Source organism: Paraburkholderia sp. BL9I2N2 (assembly GCF_004339745.1).
Taxonomy (GTDB): domain Bacteria; phylum Pseudomonadota; class Gammaproteobacteria; order Burkholderiales; family Burkholderiaceae; genus Paraburkholderia.
The window spans coordinates 713004-728191 of record NZ_SMGP01000004.1 but is presented as its reverse complement, the minus strand read 5'-3'; the positions used below and the strand labels follow the sequence as shown (position 1 = coordinate 728191).

The window sequence follows — 15188 nt, the reverse complement described above, 5'->3', positions numbered from 1 at the left end:
ACTCCAGGAACGCCCCATGAAAACGTTCGTGATGCTTCACGGCATCAACCACAATATGTTCGGCAAGCGCGACCCCGCGCAATACGGCACCGTGACGCTCGCCGAAATCGACAGCAGCCTGCAGGCATTGGGCAAGGAACTGGGCGTGCAGGTCGAGAGCTTTCAGACCAACAGCGAAGCCGCCATGTGCGAACGCATCCACCAGGCTTTCACGGACAATGCCGACGGCGTCATGATCAACGCCGGAGCATGGACGCATTACAGCTACGGCATTCGCGATGCGCTGGCGATCTTGACGGTGCCGGTGGTGGAAATTCACATGTCGAACATCCACGCGCGCGAAGCGTTCCGGCATGTTTCCGTGTTTGCCGAAGTCGTCAAAGGGCAGATTTGCGGCTTTGGCGTCGAGAGTTATCTGCTGGGGCTGCGAGCGGCTGTATCGGCGACGGCCGCTTAAATAACGGTGATCTCGCGTCGCCGCGCCCGGAGTCGTTCACCGTGCGCGGCGAATGCTCCATCAGCGCCATGCATCAGTCAGCTCGTTGGCCAGCACCATCTTCTCGCGGATCACTTCGACAAAGGCGGCGTCGGCGGCGCCCTGCGCCTTGAGGAATTTGAGCACGGCGGAATGCACGGTGCGCATCGCCCGTCCGTCGATTCCGCTCATGCGCGCCGCGCCGCGACGCGTCTCCTCCACCAGATCGCGCGCGCTGCTGAAATCGGGCGACAAGCCGCTCTGCGCGTCGAACCCCGCGCGCAGATCCGCCGCGTAGTCGCGCGAGGTTCCAATCCGGTCCATATCGATCAGCAGATCGACACCGTCCGCCATGCGCAACGCGCACAGAATCCACAGCGCGACGAATGCCCGATACGCGTTATTGCCTTCCGCGGTGCGCGCATAGTGCTCGCACGCCATTGCATAAGTGTCGTCCGAAGTGGGCGCCGCGGGCGGCAAGCTCACGCCGCAGATCTCGATGGCCTGCCTGACTAGCGGGTCCGATTGATTCAGCCCGAGCACACGAAACGGCGCGGCCACGAAAAACGGATTGCTCCATTGTTGACTGAGCAGCCACCCCGATGCGAACTGCGAGGCCGGATTTCGCAACACGCCCACATGCATGGCCTGCGGAAAAACCTGCTTCAGCCACGGCAGCCGGCCGGACGAGCGGCAAAACTTGAAGACCGGCACGCTGCCCTGTTCGGTGGTGCGCTCGCACAGGATGCGTAGATAGGCCTGCAATGCCGGAAATTCCGCATCAGGCACGCTGGCGAAACGATCGAGACTGAAACCCCTGCGATATCCGTCCACACCGCGAGCGCCCTCGCGCAGAAACGGGCGATATTCGTGGAAATACGGCGCGTCAAGCGGCGGATGGCCCGATGTCAGCGTGGGACGCGACGCCGACACATCGGCCAGGCTCAGGTCCGCGAGCACGTTGCTGAGCGGCTCATAAAAGCCGGTCACGCTGTCGAGTTCGCGCAGACGCGACCAGACCCACGTTCCCGCGCTACGCCAGCCCGTGTGCAGAAACACCGCCTGTTTCAAGGCGGTGTTCCGCACGGCATCGGTTGACGGGCCATTCGACGGCTCAATGGACAACGGCATGTGGACTTCTCTTCAAATGAAAGCAACAGGTAAGCGGCGCAAACGCATACTTTAGCGGCTCACGCCGCCGCGTGCATGACAGAAGCATCACTTTACCTTGCAAGCCGCACCGCATTCGTCGGCGCGCGTGCCAGACTGAACTGGAATCGCGCATCCAAACGCTTTAAGCTGCCAGACTTCCGAACTCAAACGTCGCTCACATGAACGATTCGGCCGATATCCGCTTCCTGTTGACGCTGCGCGAAAGCGGCAGCCTGATCGCCGCGGCGCGAAAGCTGGGCTTGTCGCCCTCGGCGGTCACGCAGCGACTTCAGCAACTGGAAAAGAAACTGGGCGCGCAACTGGTGAACCGCACGGCGCGCCGCCTGCAATTCACGGAAGAAGGCACGCTGCTGTGCGAACGCGGCGCCGACCTCGTCCAGCAGTTCGACGCGCTGTTCGAAGACCTGCAGATGCGTCGCGGCGGACTCGTCGGCACGCTCAAAATCAATGCGCCGCTGGGGTTCGGGCGGCGGCACCTCGCGCCCGCGATTGCCGATTTCCAGCAGCGGAATCCGGATGTCGACGTCGCGCTTACGCTCTCCGACAAGCCTCTGACCGAGACGATGGACCGCTTCGATATCGTCGTGCATATCGGCGAGTTGCCGGTGTCGAATCTGATCGGCTACACGATTGCACCGAATGCGCGTTTCGTCTGCGCGGCGCCCGCGCTGATCAAGCGAGTGGGCATGCCGGATTCTCCGGATGAATTGAGCAAGCTGCCCTGCATCGTATTGCGCGAGAACAACGAAGATGTCTCGCTATGGCAGTTCAGCAAAGGCCGCACGCGCCGCAGCGTGCGCGTGTCTGCTCATTTGAGCTGCAACGATGGCGATGTGATCCGCCAGTGGGCATGCGAAGGGCGCGGCGTGATCCTGCGCTCCGAATGGGACGTGGCCGACGATCTCGCGAAGGGCAAGCTCGTGCGCTTGCTTTCGGGATGGAAAGCGCCCGATGCCGACGTCATGGCGCTCACGCATCAACGCGCGGGCCTGCCGGCGCGCACCCGTCATTTCATGCAGTATCTGCAAAGCAGGTTCAGGCCGCAGCCGCCCTGGCGGAGATAAGTGTCGAAATCCGCTTGCAGGAAGACGTAAGCTGGATCATTCATTCTGACTGAATCTAAGAGTTAAGCCATCTGAACGCCGCGCCGCTGATGAAACTTTATAATCAGCTCACCGTCCGTTGCTGGTCAAATCAATCATGACTCGTGCCTCTGTGCCTGCCGCCTATCCCAAAGCGGTCCTGTTCGACCTCCTGACCGCCCTGCTCGACTCGTGGACCTCATGGAATCGCGCGGCCGGTTCCGAACAGGCGGGCCGTGCATGGCGCGCCGCCTATCTGCGGCTGACCTACGGCTGCGGCTCATACATTGCGTATGAACAACTGGTGCGCGAAGCCGCCGCACAAGTCGGCCTGCCCGAATCCGCCGCGCTCGCGCTCGAAGCAGACTGGCTGACGCTCACGCCGTGGAGCGGCGCCGTCGACGCGTTGCAAACGCTCGCGCCGCATTGCAAGCTGGCGGTCGTGACCAACTGCTCCACGCGTCTCGGCACACAGGCGGCCCAGCTCTTGCCGGTCCGCTGGGACGCGATCGTCACCGCCGAAGAAGCCGGCGTATATAAACCGGACCCGCTGCCGTACCGCCTCGCGCTCGAAAAACTCGGCGTCCGTGCCCATGAAGCCGCGTTCGTGGCCGGCTCCAGCTACGACATGTTCGGCACCGCCGCCGTCGGCTTGCGGACGTATTGGCACAACCGCGTCGGCCTGCCGCTCGTAAGCGGCGCACAGCCGCCCGAGATCCAATCGCCGACGCTCGATTCGCTCGTTCCGTGGCTCGCTCGCTTCGGCACGAACCAGCATGACTCCGCATGACTCCATTTCCCGGTGAAAGCATGAAACTCGACCAGATTGAAACCCCAGCCGCGTTGATCGACATCGCACGGATGCAAAGGAACATCGCGCGAATGCAAGGGCATATGAACACGCTCGGCGTCGCGTTTCGTCCGCACGTGAAGACCACCAAGTGCATCGACGTGGTCCGCGCGCAGATCGCCGCCGGCGCGCGCGGCGTCACGGTGTCCACGTTGAAGGAAGCGGAGGCGTTCTTCGCCGCCGGTGTCGACGACATTCTTTACGCCGTCAGCATGGCCCCGTCGAAGCTGCCGAGAGCGCTCGCGCTGCGCCGCCAGGGCTGCAATCTGAAGATTGTGGTGGACAATCCGACCGCCGCCTCGGCCATCGCCGCATACGGCGATCAGCACGGCGAAACCTTCGAAGTGTGGATCGAAGTGGATACGGACGGGCACCGCTCAGGTATCACACCCGAACAGGACACGCTGCTCGAAGTGGGCCGGATTCTGCATGAGAACGGCGTCAAGGTGGGCGGCGTGATGACCCATGCCGGTTCGAGCTACGAGCTCGATACGCCGGAAGCGCTCGCCGCGCTCGCTGAGCAGGAACGCGCGGGCTGCGTGCGCGCGGCGCAGCGGTTGCGCGAAGCCGGCATTGCATGCCCGGCGGTCAGCGTCGGCTCGACGCCCACTGCCCTCGCCGCCACGCAGTTAGAGGGTGTCACGGAAGTGCGCGCCGGTGTCTACGTGCTGTTCGACCTCGTCATGCACAACATCGGCGTGTGCGCGCTCGACGACATCGCGCTCAGCGTGCTCGCCACCGTGATCGGTCATCAGGCGGACAAGGGCTGGGCGATTCTCGACGCGGGCTGGATGGCGATGAGCCGGGATCGCGGCACGTCGAAGCAGTCGCACGATTTCGGCTACGGCCAGCCGTGTTTGCTGAACGGCACGCCGCTGCCCGGGTACGTGGTCAGCGGCGCCAACCAGGAGCACGGCATTCTGTCGCCGATAGTTGAAAACGCGGACGCCGCCGACGATGTCACGCAGCGCTTCCCGATCGGCATGAAACTGCGCATTCTGCCAAATCACGCGTGCGCCACCGGCGCGCAGTTTCCCGAGTATCACGCGGTGGCGCCGGACGGCAACAGTGTGGAGTGGCGGCGCTTTCAGGGCTGGTGAAGCGAGCATCTGAACCGCTACATCACTCGTCCTCTTCCTCCAGACCCGCCAGCAGATCGTCGACCGCGCGATACACGCGCTCGACGATCTCCGGTCCCACCTTGCGCTCCAGTTCGCGGTAGTGCGCTTCGAGATCCTTCGAAATCACGCGCACCAATTCCACGCTCGTATCGGTCAGCGACACCAGCACGCGGCGCTGATCTTCGGCGAAACGCTCCTTGGTCACCAGTTCCATGCTCTCCATGCGCGCGAGCACGCCGGCCATGCTCGGGCTCGAAATCGTGCAGATATCGGAAATGTGGCGCGGCTCCATCGGACCGTGCTCGTTGAGCGCGCGAATCACGCGCCACTGCTGTTCGGTCAATCCATGTGCGGTAATCAACGGACGAAACCGCTCCATCATTTTTTCTCTGGCGCGCAGCAACAACATCGGCAGGTTGCGGTGCAAAACTCGGGTCGAGGCGGAGGCGGACATGTTGGAAGATGATTAAAAAGCAGCCGTCGAAGCTTAAGGGAAAACCCGCGATCAGCCGACAGGCTATTGACCATGGATGATATCAAGCGCAATACTACTAACATGTTAGTGTTTTTGCCGAGAGACAGCTAATTTATGTTTGCACTAGCCGATCATCTGCTGCATCCCGAAGGCGAAGCGTTGCCACGCGACGTGGATGCGCGCACCGCGGCCGCGCTGCTCGCACGCGGCACGGCCTGCCGCGCGCCGGTTGGCGGCGCTGTCTATGGAACCTTGCTGAACGACCGCGCCGCGCTCGAAGCGCTGGGCGACGCGGTGCACGCCGCGCCATATAAAGCGCCGCCGAAAGCGCCGGTGCTCTATCTGAAGCCGCGCAATACGCTCGCCGGGCATCGCTCCCGGGTCGTCGTGCCGGACGATGCGTTGGGCGTGGAAGTCGGCGCGTCGCTCGGCATCGTGATCGGCCGCACTGCAACACGGGTTAGCGTGGCGCAGGCGTTCGACTACATCGCCGGCTATACGCTGATCGCCGATCTCAGCGTGCCGCATGCGAGCGTGTACCGGCCATCGGTGCGGTTCCGGGCGCGTGACGGTTTCTGCGTCGTCGGACCGGCGGTGGTTGCGGCGCGTCATGTCGCGACGCCGGACAATCTGGCGATCCGGGTTCAACTCGGGTCACGGGAGGCGTTCACGGCGAGCACCGCGTCGTCGGTGCGCAACGTGGCGCAACTGCTCGCGGACGTGACCGATTTCATGACGCTTAGCGCGGGCGACGTCATCACGCTTGGCGTACCGCACGGTTCGCCTGTTGCGCATATCGGCGACACGGCCACGCTGTCGATCGGCGCGATGCCGCCGCTCACGGTGTCGTTCGTCGGTGCCGAAGAACAAGAAGGAGAACAGCCATGATGCGCGGCCGTGTTGCGTATGCCGGCGCGATTCACGAAGCGTATCCCGACGCCGATGGCGTGCGCCTCGCGGATGGCCGCGTGCGTCGCGAGGATGAAGTGGTGTGGCTCGCGCCGATCGAAGTCGGCACGATCTTCGCACTCGGCCTGAACTACGCTGAGCATGCAAAGGAATTGCAGTTCAACAAGCAGGAAGAGCCGCTCGTGTTGCTCAAGGGACCGGGCACGGTGGTCGGTCATCGCGGCGTGACGCGCCGCCCCGCCGACGTCACCTTCATGCACTACGAGTGCGAATTGGCGGTGGTGATCGGCCAAACCGCGAAAAACGTGAAGCGCGAAAACGCCATGCAATACGTGGCGGGCTACATGATCGCCAACGACTATGCGATCCGCGACTACCTCGAAAACTACTACCGTCCGAACCTGCGCGTGAAGAATCGCGACGGCGGCACGGTGCTCGGCCCCTGGTTCGTCGACGCCGCCGATATCGAAGACGTCACGCAACTCGAATTGCGCACGTTCGTGAACGGCACGCGTCAGCAACACGGCAACACGCGCGACCTCGTCACGGACATCCCGGCGTTGATCGAATACCTGAGCAGCTTCATGACGCTCGCGCCCGGCGACGTGATCCTGACCGGCACGCCGGAAGGCGTCGCCAACGTCAACGCGGGAGACGAAGTGATCTGCGAAATCGACGGCCTGGGCCGTCTCGTCAATACGATTGCATCCGACGCGGACTTCAAGCGCGCCTGATCGGGGTGCGGTGCATGGGACCGGAGTAAGTGCTGAAGCACTAACTCCGGCTCGACTGCGGTCATGGGATCGAAAAAGAGAAAGGACAAGGCAATGCGAATCGAACATCTGATCAACGGCAAGGCTGGCGCGGCGAAAGACTACTTCGAAACCGTCAATCCGGCCACCCAGGAAGTGCTAGCCGAAGTCGCGCGAGGCGGCGAGAAAGAAGTCGACGCCGCCGTGCGCGCCGCCAAAGACGCGTTTCCCGCCTGGGCCGGCAAGCCCGCCGCGGAACGCGCGAAGCTGGTGCGCAAGCTCGGCGAACTGATCGCGAAGAACGTGCCGGAGATCTCGGAGACCGAAACGAAGGACACCGGCCAGACGATCTCGCAGACACGCAAGCAGCTCGTACCGCGCGCCGCCGACAACTTCAGCTACTTCGCCGAGATGTGCACGCGCGTCGACGGCCATACGTATCCCACCGATACGCATCTGAACTACACGCTGTTCCATCCGGTCGGCGTGTGCGCGCTGATCTCGCCGTGGAACGTGCCGTTCATGACGGCCACCTGGAAAGTCGCGCCCTGTCTCGCGTTCGGCAACACCGCGGTGCTGAAGATGAGCGAACTCTCGCCGCTCACGGCCGCGATGCTCGGCAACCTCGCGCTCGAAGCGGGCATTCCGGCCGGCGTGCTGAACGTGGTGCACGGCTTCGGCAAGGACACCGGTGAACCGCTGGTCGCGCATCCGGACGTGCATGCCGTGTCGTTCACCGGATCGACGGCGACCGGCAACCGCATCGTGCAAACCGCGGGGCTCAAGAAGTTCTCGATGGAACTCGGCGGCAAGTCGCCCTTCGTCATTTTCGACGACGCCGATTTCGAGCGCGCGCTCGACGCCGCCGTGTTCATGATCTTCTCGAACAACGGCGAACGCTGCACGGCGGGTTCGCGCATTCTCGTGCAACGCTCTATTTACGCGCGCTTTGCCGAGCGTTTCATCGAGCGTGCAAAGCGGTTGAGCGTGGGCGATCCGCTGTCCGACAGCACCATTGTCGGCCCCATGATCAGTCAGGGCCATCTGGCGAAGGTGCGCAGCTACATCGAACTTGGCCCGAAAGAAGGCGCGACGCTCGCGTGCGGCGGGCTCGACATGCCGGAGCTGCCCGACGCCATGCGCAAAGGCAACTTCGTGCAGCCCACCGTGTTCGTCGATGTCGACAACCGCATGCGCATCGCGCAGGAAGAGATCTTCGGCCCGGTCGCCTGCCTGATTCCGTTCGACGATGAAGCCGACGCGATCAAACTCGCCAACGATATCTCCTACGGCCTGTCGAGCTACATCTGGACCGAGAGCAGCGGCCGCGCATTGCGCGTTGCCGCAGCCGTCGAAGCCGGCATGTGTTTCGTCAACAGCCAGAACGTCCGCGATCTGCGCCAGCCGTTCGGTGGCACCAAGGCATCGGGCGTGGGCCGTGAAGGCGGCACATGGAGCTATGAAGTGTTCCTCGAACCGAAGAATGTTTGCGTGTCGCTAGGCTCACATCACATTCCGCGCTGGGGCGTTTGAACCATCGGTGCCGGCGCATGAAGCGCCGGTGTGTTTTCAGCGCGAGCGCCTCATGCGCCGCGCGGCAGCAGACTTGGAGGCCGCGATGGGCAAACTCGCATTGGCAGCAAAAGTCACACACGTGCCGTCGTTATATCTGTCCGAACTCGACGGTCCGCATAAAGGCTGCCGACAACCGGCAATCGACGGCCATCATGAAATCGGCCGGCGTTGCCGCGAGCTGGGCGTCGATACGATCGTTGTGTTCGACGTGCATTGGCTCGTGAACAGCGAATACCACATCAATTGCGCGCCGAATTTCGAAGGCGTCTATACGAGCAACGAACTGCCGCATTTCATCAAGAACATGCCGTACGCGTATCCGGGCAATGTCGGCCTCGGCAACCTGATCGCGGAAGTCGCCAACGAAATGGGCGTGAAAAGCCGCGCGCACAGCGAGACCACGCTCGAACTCGAATACGGTACGCTCGTGCCGATGCGCTACATGAATGGCGATCAGCAGTTCAAAACCGTCTCGGTCGCGGGCTGGTGCATGTGGCACGACCTCGACACCAGCGCGCGCTTCGGCCTCGCGGTGCGCAAGGCCATTGAAGAGCGCTACGACGGCACCGTGGCGATTCTGGCAAGCGGGTCGCTCAGCCACCACTTCGCCAACAACGGCACGGCCGAGCAGTTCATGCACAAGGTATGGAGTCCGTTTCTCGAGCAGATGGACCGCAGGGTGGTCGAAATGTGGGAAGCCGGCGACTGGAAAACCTTCTGCGAGATGCTGCCGCTCTATAACGAAAAGTGCTGGGGCGAAGGCGGCATGCACGACACTGCGATGCTGCTCGGCGCGCTCGGCTGGGATCGTTACGACGGCAAGGTGGAAGTCGTCACGCCCTACTTCGGCAGTTCGGGCACTGGCCAGATCAACGCGATCTTCCCCGTTACGCCCCTGCCCGCCTGAGTTCCAAGGAAGGAGATCACTGTGCCGCATCTGACACTCGAATACAGCGCCAATCTCGCCGGCAAAGAAAGTATCGGTCAACTGTGCCACGCGCTCGCGCGGTGCCTCGACGCGCAACGCGAGAACGAACAGCGCGTCTATCCGCTCGGCGGCATCCGCGTGCGCGCGTTGCGCTGCGAACAGTACTGCATCGCCGACGGACGCGCCGACGCCGCGTTCCTGCATGCGAATCTGAAGATCGGCGCAGGCCGTTCCGAGGCCGCGAAAAAGGCCACCGGCGACGCGCTATTCGCGCTGATCAAGCAGCACTTCGCCACCGAATTCGCACAGAAGGGCCTGGCGTTGTCGCTGGAGATCAATGAATTCAGCGAAGCCGGTACCTGGAAACATAACAACTTGCACGCGCGCCTGAAGGCTGAGTAGCGGCACTGAGAGAATCCATCATGCTAGACGAACAGACTATCCGAGACCTCGCGGCACAACTCGACCACGCGGAGAAAACACGCACGCAACTGCGCCACTTCTCCGCCGCGTATCCGCAGATGACCGTGCAGGACGGCTACGCGATTCAACGCGAATGGGTCAAGCTCAAGCTCGCCGAAGGCCACGTGATCAAGGGCCGCAAAATCGGCCTCACCTCGCGCGCGATGCAGCGTTCGTCGCAGATCGACGAACCCGACTACGCGCCTCTGCTCGACAGCATGTTCATCGAAAACGGCCAGGATATTCGCGCGGACCGCTTCATTGCACCGCGCGTGGAAGTCGAACTGGCGTTCGTGTTGAGCAAACCCTTGAAGGGCTCCGGCGTTACGCTGTTCGACGTGCTGGACGCAACCGCTTACGTGAGCCCGGCGGTGGAAATCATCGACGCGCGCATCGAACAGTTCGACCGCGAAACCAGGGCGCCGCGCAAGGTCTACGACACGATCTCGGACTTCGCGGCGAATGCGGGCATCGTGCTGGGCGGACGTCCCGTGCGTCCGCTGGATGTCGACTTGCGCTGGGTCGGCGCGTTGCTCTACAAGAACGGCGCGGTCGAAGAAAGCGGCCTCGCGGCCGCGGTGCTGAATCATCCGGCCACGGGCGTGGCCTGGCTCGCCAACAAGATCGCCCAATACGATGAAACGCTCAACGCGAACGACGTGATCCTGAGCGGCTCCTTCACCAGTCCGATCCCCGCGCGCGCAGGCGACACCTTCCACGTCGACTACGGTCCGTTGGGCGGCATCGGTTTGAATTTCATCTGAGCTCATTCGAGTCGACACGACATGTCTCTACCGCAAAACACATTCAAGCGCGCACTCGCCGAAGGCAAACCGCAATTCGGCCTGTGGGCCGCGCTCGCCGACGCCTACGTGACTGAACTGCTGGCCACCGCCGGTTTCGACTGGCTGCTGATCGACAACGAGCACGCGCCGAACGACGTGCGCAGCACGCTCGCCCAATTGCAGGCGGTGGCCGCGTATGCATCGCATCCGGTGGTGCGTCCGGTGCGCAGCGACAGCGCGTCGATCAAGCAATTGCTCGACATCGGCGCACAGACCCTGTTGCTGCCGATGATCGACACCGCCGAACAGGCCGCCGACGCGGTTGCAGCCACGCGTTATCCGCCGCAAGGCATTCGCGGCGTGGGCAGTGCGTTGGCGCGCGCGTCGCGCTGGAGCCGGATACCGGATTACCTGACCACGGCGGCAAACGAGTTGTGCGTGCTGGTGCAGGTCGAGACCGTGCAGGGCATGGAAAATCTGCCGGCGATCGCGGCGGTCGATGGCGTCGACGGCGTGTTTTTCGGTCCGTCGGACCTGAGCGCGTCGATGGGACTGCTGGGCAAACCCGGCCATCCCACTGTACGCGAAGCGATTCGCAACGGCATCCAGACCGTGCGGCGCGCGGGCAAAGCGGCGGGCGTCCTCGCGCCCGATCCCGCGATTGCCGCCGACTATCTCGAAGCGGGCGCGACCTTCGTGGCGGTCGGCACGGACACGGGTTTGCTGAGCCGCGCGGCGGCGGATCTGGCGGGGTCGTATAAAACGACCGCAGCGCTGGCGGCGTCGCCAAAGGGCGGGTATTGAAGGAATCCGTTCAGCGGAAACACGCGGGGCCGCGGCGCGGGAAACGCCCTATTCCCCCGCGGGCCACGGCAAGCCCGACGCCGACCAGTCCAGTTCCACGCCGATCACGGATCGCTCGGCGGCGAACTGCAGCGCCAGCGTCACGGCGATACACGGCCTGCCGCTGGCCAGCGACAGATAGGGATTACTCGACACCGCCACGCCCGGCAACAACACCGCATTGCGGAAATACGGCCGATGATCCCAGCGCGCGTCGCGCGGATTCGCCACGGGTTGCAGCGACGCCCCGTCCGTGCTCCAGGCCGGCCCCTGCACCTCATGACCGATCTGCCTGCCCGAGTCGTCGAGGATGAAACAGCTGATGCAGCGCTCGAACCTCGCCAGCGAAGCGAACGCCTCTTCCATGGCCACGCCGGCCAGCAACGCATCGGCAGCGAGCCGCAAGGCGACCCGGTAAGGCTCCACTTCGGTTTCGAACAACGCGTACTGATGCGCCCGCCCTTGGGCGATCACATCGAAAGCTTCGTCGATACGCCGATGCACCGACTCCGGCGGCGCGATCTCCTTAGCCGGCCGCCCGAGAAGATAGCCCTGCGCGAAATCCACATTCGATTCCACCGCGAGAATCAGTTCCTCCGTGGTCTCCACGCCTTCCACGACCACCAGCATCCCCGCGAGGTGCAGCAGCGAAACGAGCTTGGGCAGAATCGGCTGCTCGGTGCCGTGGCCCGTCGCGCGAATCAGTTCGCCGTCGAGCTTGACGAGGTCCGGGCGAATCCTGAACAGGCGGTCGAGATTCGACTGGCCGGCGCCGAAATCGTCGACGGCGATCAGGAAGCCGTGCTTGCGGTACAGCGCCGCCGCCCGCGACATGTCGTCGACGCTGCCGCCGTGCGATTCGAGAATCTCCAGAATCACGCGTTCAGGTTCGAGCCCCACGGCCCGCACGATCTTCGCCAGTTGATCGGCGTAGCCTTCGGCAATGAACGTGGCCGGCAGAATGTTGAGGAAGAGCCACGCGTCGTCCGGCAGCGACTTGCGCGCGTGGGCCAGATGCACGACGTGACTCGCGCGGTCGAGCGCGCCTTCGTCGCTCGAAGGCCTGGGCGCGAACAGCACCGCGGGCGGCACCAGCGTGCCGTCGTCCTGTTCGCCGCGCAGCAAGGCCTCGAAGCCCACCTGCTTCTGATGCGACAAACTGTAGAGCGGCTGGAAATGCGACGTGAGGTAGTACTCCTCCCAGCGATGCCGCCGCACTGCCGCCCCGCTCTCGTCGGATCCGTCGTCGGCCAGCAGTTGCAGCGCTTCGCGCGGCAGCGCGCGCTCGGCGCACACCCGGTTTCTGCCCGAGTGCTTGGCGCGCAGCAAAGCCTCGTCGGCGCGATCGAGCAACACCATGATGTTTTCGCCGCTGCGGTGCTCCGCCACGCCGAAGCTCGCGGTCAGACGGCCGTCCGGCCGCTCGATCGCGGCAATCGCATGGCGCAGCCGTTCGGCCACATGAAGCGCGCCCGTGAGGCTGTCGCGCAGCAGCAGCGCGAATTCCTCGCCGCCGATCCGGCTCACGCTGTCGTCCGCCGAAATCTCTTCCATCAGCACCTGGGCGACCTGGTAGAGCGCGTGGTCGCCAATCGCATGGCCGAAGCGGTCGTTCAAGGATTTGAAGTTGTCGATGTCGAGAAAGATCGCGCTGATCCGCGTATCCGGCGTGACGGTGTCGAGGCGGCGCTCGGCCTGCTTGACGAACGCACGGCGGTTTTGCAGGCCGGTCAGCGGGTCGGTCGCGGCGAGTTGCGCGAGCTGGCTCTCCAGCAGAAAGTGGTTGCGGCGAAACCGGTAGAAGCCGAAATGAAACACCGCGGAAGTCGGCACGCCGATCGCCGCGATCCACATCCACACGACGGTATCGACGTCATGCGGCAGCGGCGCGCCGAACAGCAGCGCGAACGCCGTCGTATAGAAGAGCACGCTGCCGGTGATGAAGTGGGCGGGCGTGAGCCACAGTGGCGCGGCGCAGATCGGGATCACGACCATGGCGGGCAGCGTCCACAGCAGCGGCTGCGCGACACCGGCGATGTTCACCGCGAGTCCCACCAGCAGCACCTGCGAGTAAGCGACGCCGATGAAGCCGAAGGTCCACGTCGACTTTGTGCGCGGAATCGCCAGCACGAGCAAGCCGAGCAGCAGCGCGCACGCGAGCCGGTAGGCGAGCGGCGCGGCCGGGCCGTCGACGAGATTGCGCGCCCCGATGAAGCACAGGAACGCGACCACGGTGAACGCCATGGTCATGGTGGACAGCGGACGCTGATGTTCGAGCGAGCGCCGGTGGAAGCGATCGCGCAAACCGGTGTCGGACGGGTGCTGCGTTGAGCTGGAAAGCATATTGATAGGTATCAGGCTGGTTCCGGTCACTCTGCCAATGGATATCGGCAAATGTCTGATAAATATTTATGCCTTCCACACAAATAGAACGAAGATTGTCGTTCCCGGCCCCTCCGCCCTACGCCGCCATCACGCGATTGCGACCCGACGCCTTGGCGGCATACAGCGCGCCGTCCGCGCGCGCCATCAGTTGAGCGAGCGATTCATCGCGCCGCAACTGGTCCACGCCGACGCTGAAGGTGTAGCGCAGCCCACGCGGCAACTCGTCCGGCGCGGCCCCGGCGAGCCGGGCCCGCAGGCGGTCGAGCAGTTTCACCGCTTCGGCGGTGCCGGTGGCCGGGCATAGCACGCCGAATTCCTCGCCGCCCAGCCGGCCGAACACATCGCCGACCCGCAGGTTGCGGGCGACGAACGTGGCGAAGTGGTTCAGCACCTGGTCGCCGGCGGCGTGGCCGAAGTTGTCGTTGACCGCCTTGAACGAGTCGATGTCGATGATCGCCAGTGCCACCGGCGAGCGGGTCCGCAGCGACGCGTTCAGCAGCGCGTCGCCGATCGCGAGAAACGCGCGGCGCGACAGTGCGCCGGTCAGGTCGTCGACATTGGCGAGCCGTTCGAGCCGTTCGGCGAGGCGGTCGTGTGCCAGCATCACCACGCCGATCGAAAGACAGGGCGGCGCAAGAATGCCGAGCGCAAGAAATACGATGTTGGACGGCGACACTTGCAGGAGCCCGGTCTGCGTCAGCAAACCGAAGCCGTACATGAGCCCGCGCGAAGTATGCCCGGCACATAGCAGGACGCCTGCCACCGCGAGGAAGTAGTAGCTGTAGCGCGGCCGGTTCGCAGGACGGCCGCGCAGCATGATCACGGCAAGCGCGGCGTAGAGGCCCGCATGAAATGCCGACACCAGTGCGACGCGCGCGTTGAAGTTCGGCGCGGCGAAGGTCCAGTACGAGATGCCGAACAGGACGACGACGAGTCCGGCGTAAGCCGGCCACGGTCGCGCGCGGCGCCCCAGAAAGCGCAAACAACCTTCGACCACCAGCAGCAGCGAAGCCGCCAGCAACACGTTGGACGCCACAAAAGTCAGCCAGCGCGACGCATGGCCTTGCAAGGCGAAAGCGAGCAGCGCGACGATCGCGATCGCGTTGGCCGAGATCCAGTAACCGACGCCGGGAATCGCCGCACGCCACAACGAGCCGAGCACGGCCATCGCCATGGCGCTCGACAACACGGTGACCAGAAGAATACTGAGTGGATTGAGCATTGAAGTGAATTGAATCAAACGGCATCGTGAACATGCGCCACGTACGCACGTGCTTTTTCTGTGTGCAACCCGCTGCAAGTTCGCAAGCTTAGCGGCTCGGGCAAAAAATGGGCACGCAAGAACCGCGAAAGATTTAGAAAGACTTACCGAC

The 15188-nt window shown here is 63.8% G+C and carries 15 protein-coding genes; 11 read left to right on the top strand and 4 right to left on the bottom strand.

The annotated features are described in order from the left end of the window. Positions 1–16: 16 nt before the first annotated feature. The gene (gene aroQ, locus B0G74_RS39690; RefSeq protein WP_132382529.1) at positions 17–457 is read left to right on the top strand and encodes a type II 3-dehydroquinate dehydratase; all 441 of its coding nucleotides are present in this window, start codon (positions 17–19) and stop codon (positions 455–457) included. A 60-nt stretch (positions 458–517) separates the two neighbouring features. Here aroQ and B0G74_RS39685 read toward each other — a convergent pair whose 3' ends face one another. Continuing rightward, positions 518–1606, bottom strand: coding sequence for a hypothetical protein (locus tag B0G74_RS39685; protein ID WP_132382527.1), 1089 nt, complete (start codon positions 1604–1606; stop codon positions 518–520). 200 nt (positions 1607–1806) lie between these two features. Between B0G74_RS39685 and B0G74_RS39680 the strand changes: the two genes are divergently transcribed. From B0G74_RS39680 to B0G74_RS39670, 3 genes are all read left to right on the top strand, one after another. Then, positions 1807–2712 (top strand): LysR family transcriptional regulator, encoded by a 906-nt coding sequence (locus B0G74_RS39680; RefSeq protein WP_132382525.1) that lies wholly within the window; start codon positions 1807–1809, stop codon positions 2710–2712. A gap of 136 nt (positions 2713–2848) precedes the next feature. Next, entirely contained in the window at positions 2849–3520 is a 672-nt protein-coding gene (locus tag B0G74_RS39675) for an HAD-IA family hydrolase (RefSeq protein WP_132382523.1), read from the top strand. 20 nt (positions 3521–3540) lie between these two features. Continuing rightward, positions 3541–4680 carry a DSD1 family PLP-dependent enzyme gene (locus B0G74_RS39670; RefSeq protein WP_132382521.1) on the top strand — a complete coding sequence of 380 codons (1140 nt, stop codon included), beginning with the start codon at positions 3541–3543 and terminating at the stop codon, positions 4678–4680. Positions 4681–4702: 22 nt separating this feature from the next. Here the strand turns inward: B0G74_RS39670 and hpaR are convergent, their stop codons facing one another. After that, positions 4703–5155, bottom strand: coding sequence for a homoprotocatechuate degradation operon regulator HpaR (gene hpaR / locus B0G74_RS39665; protein ID WP_243658538.1), 453 nt, complete (start codon positions 5153–5155; stop codon positions 4703–4705). Positions 5156–5290: 135 nt separating this feature from the next. On the opposite strand from hpaR, the gene B0G74_RS39660 reads away from it, so the two are divergent. The 7 genes from B0G74_RS39660 (at position 5291) to hpaI (ending at position 11391) form a co-directional block, all read left to right on the top strand. Next, positions 5291–6064 (top strand): fumarylacetoacetate hydrolase family protein, encoded by a 774-nt coding sequence (locus B0G74_RS39660; RefSeq protein WP_132382519.1) that lies wholly within the window; start codon positions 5291–5293, stop codon positions 6062–6064. Next, complete coding sequence (locus B0G74_RS39655) at positions 6061–6819, top strand: fumarylacetoacetate hydrolase family protein (RefSeq protein WP_132382517.1); 759 nt, start codon at positions 6061–6063, stop codon at positions 6817–6819. Before B0G74_RS39660 ends, B0G74_RS39655 begins: the two co-directional genes overlap by 4 nt. Positions 6820–6912: 93 nt before the next feature. Next, positions 6913–8370 carry a 5-carboxymethyl-2-hydroxymuconate semialdehyde dehydrogenase gene (gene hpaE / locus B0G74_RS39650; protein WP_132382515.1) on the top strand — a complete coding sequence of 486 codons (1458 nt, stop codon included), beginning with the start codon at positions 6913–6915 and terminating at the stop codon, positions 8368–8370. Positions 8371–8455: 85 nt separating this feature from the next. Next, positions 8456–9319, top strand: coding sequence for a 3,4-dihydroxyphenylacetate 2,3-dioxygenase (gene hpaD / locus B0G74_RS39645; RefSeq protein WP_132382513.1), 864 nt, complete (start codon positions 8456–8458; stop codon positions 9317–9319). A 21-nt stretch (positions 9320–9340) separates the two neighbouring features. Then, a complete protein-coding gene (locus tag B0G74_RS39640) occupies positions 9341–9742 on the top strand; it encodes a 5-carboxymethyl-2-hydroxymuconate Delta-isomerase (RefSeq protein WP_132382511.1) in 402 nt (133 codons plus the stop codon). 20 nt (positions 9743–9762) lie between these two features. Beyond that, entirely contained in the window at positions 9763–10566 is an 804-nt protein-coding gene (hpaH, locus tag B0G74_RS39635; protein WP_132382509.1) for a 2-oxo-hept-4-ene-1,7-dioate hydratase, read from the top strand. A gap of 21 nt (positions 10567–10587) precedes the next feature. Continuing rightward, the gene (gene hpaI / locus B0G74_RS39630; protein WP_132382507.1) at positions 10588–11391 is read left to right on the top strand and encodes a 4-hydroxy-2-oxoheptanedioate aldolase; all 804 of its coding nucleotides are present in this window, start codon (positions 10588–10590) and stop codon (positions 11389–11391) included. Positions 11392–11439: 48 nt separating this feature from the next. Here the strand turns inward: hpaI and B0G74_RS39625 are convergent, their stop codons facing one another. Further along, a complete protein-coding gene (locus tag B0G74_RS39625) occupies positions 11440–13773 on the bottom strand; it encodes a bifunctional diguanylate cyclase/phosphodiesterase (protein WP_132382505.1) in 2334 nt (777 codons plus the stop codon). Positions 13774–13891: 118 nt separating this feature from the next. Further along, complete coding sequence (locus tag B0G74_RS39620) at positions 13892–15037, bottom strand: GGDEF domain-containing protein (RefSeq protein ID WP_132383283.1); 1146 nt, start codon at positions 15035–15037, stop codon at positions 13892–13894. Positions 15038–15188 lie beyond the last annotated feature (151 nt).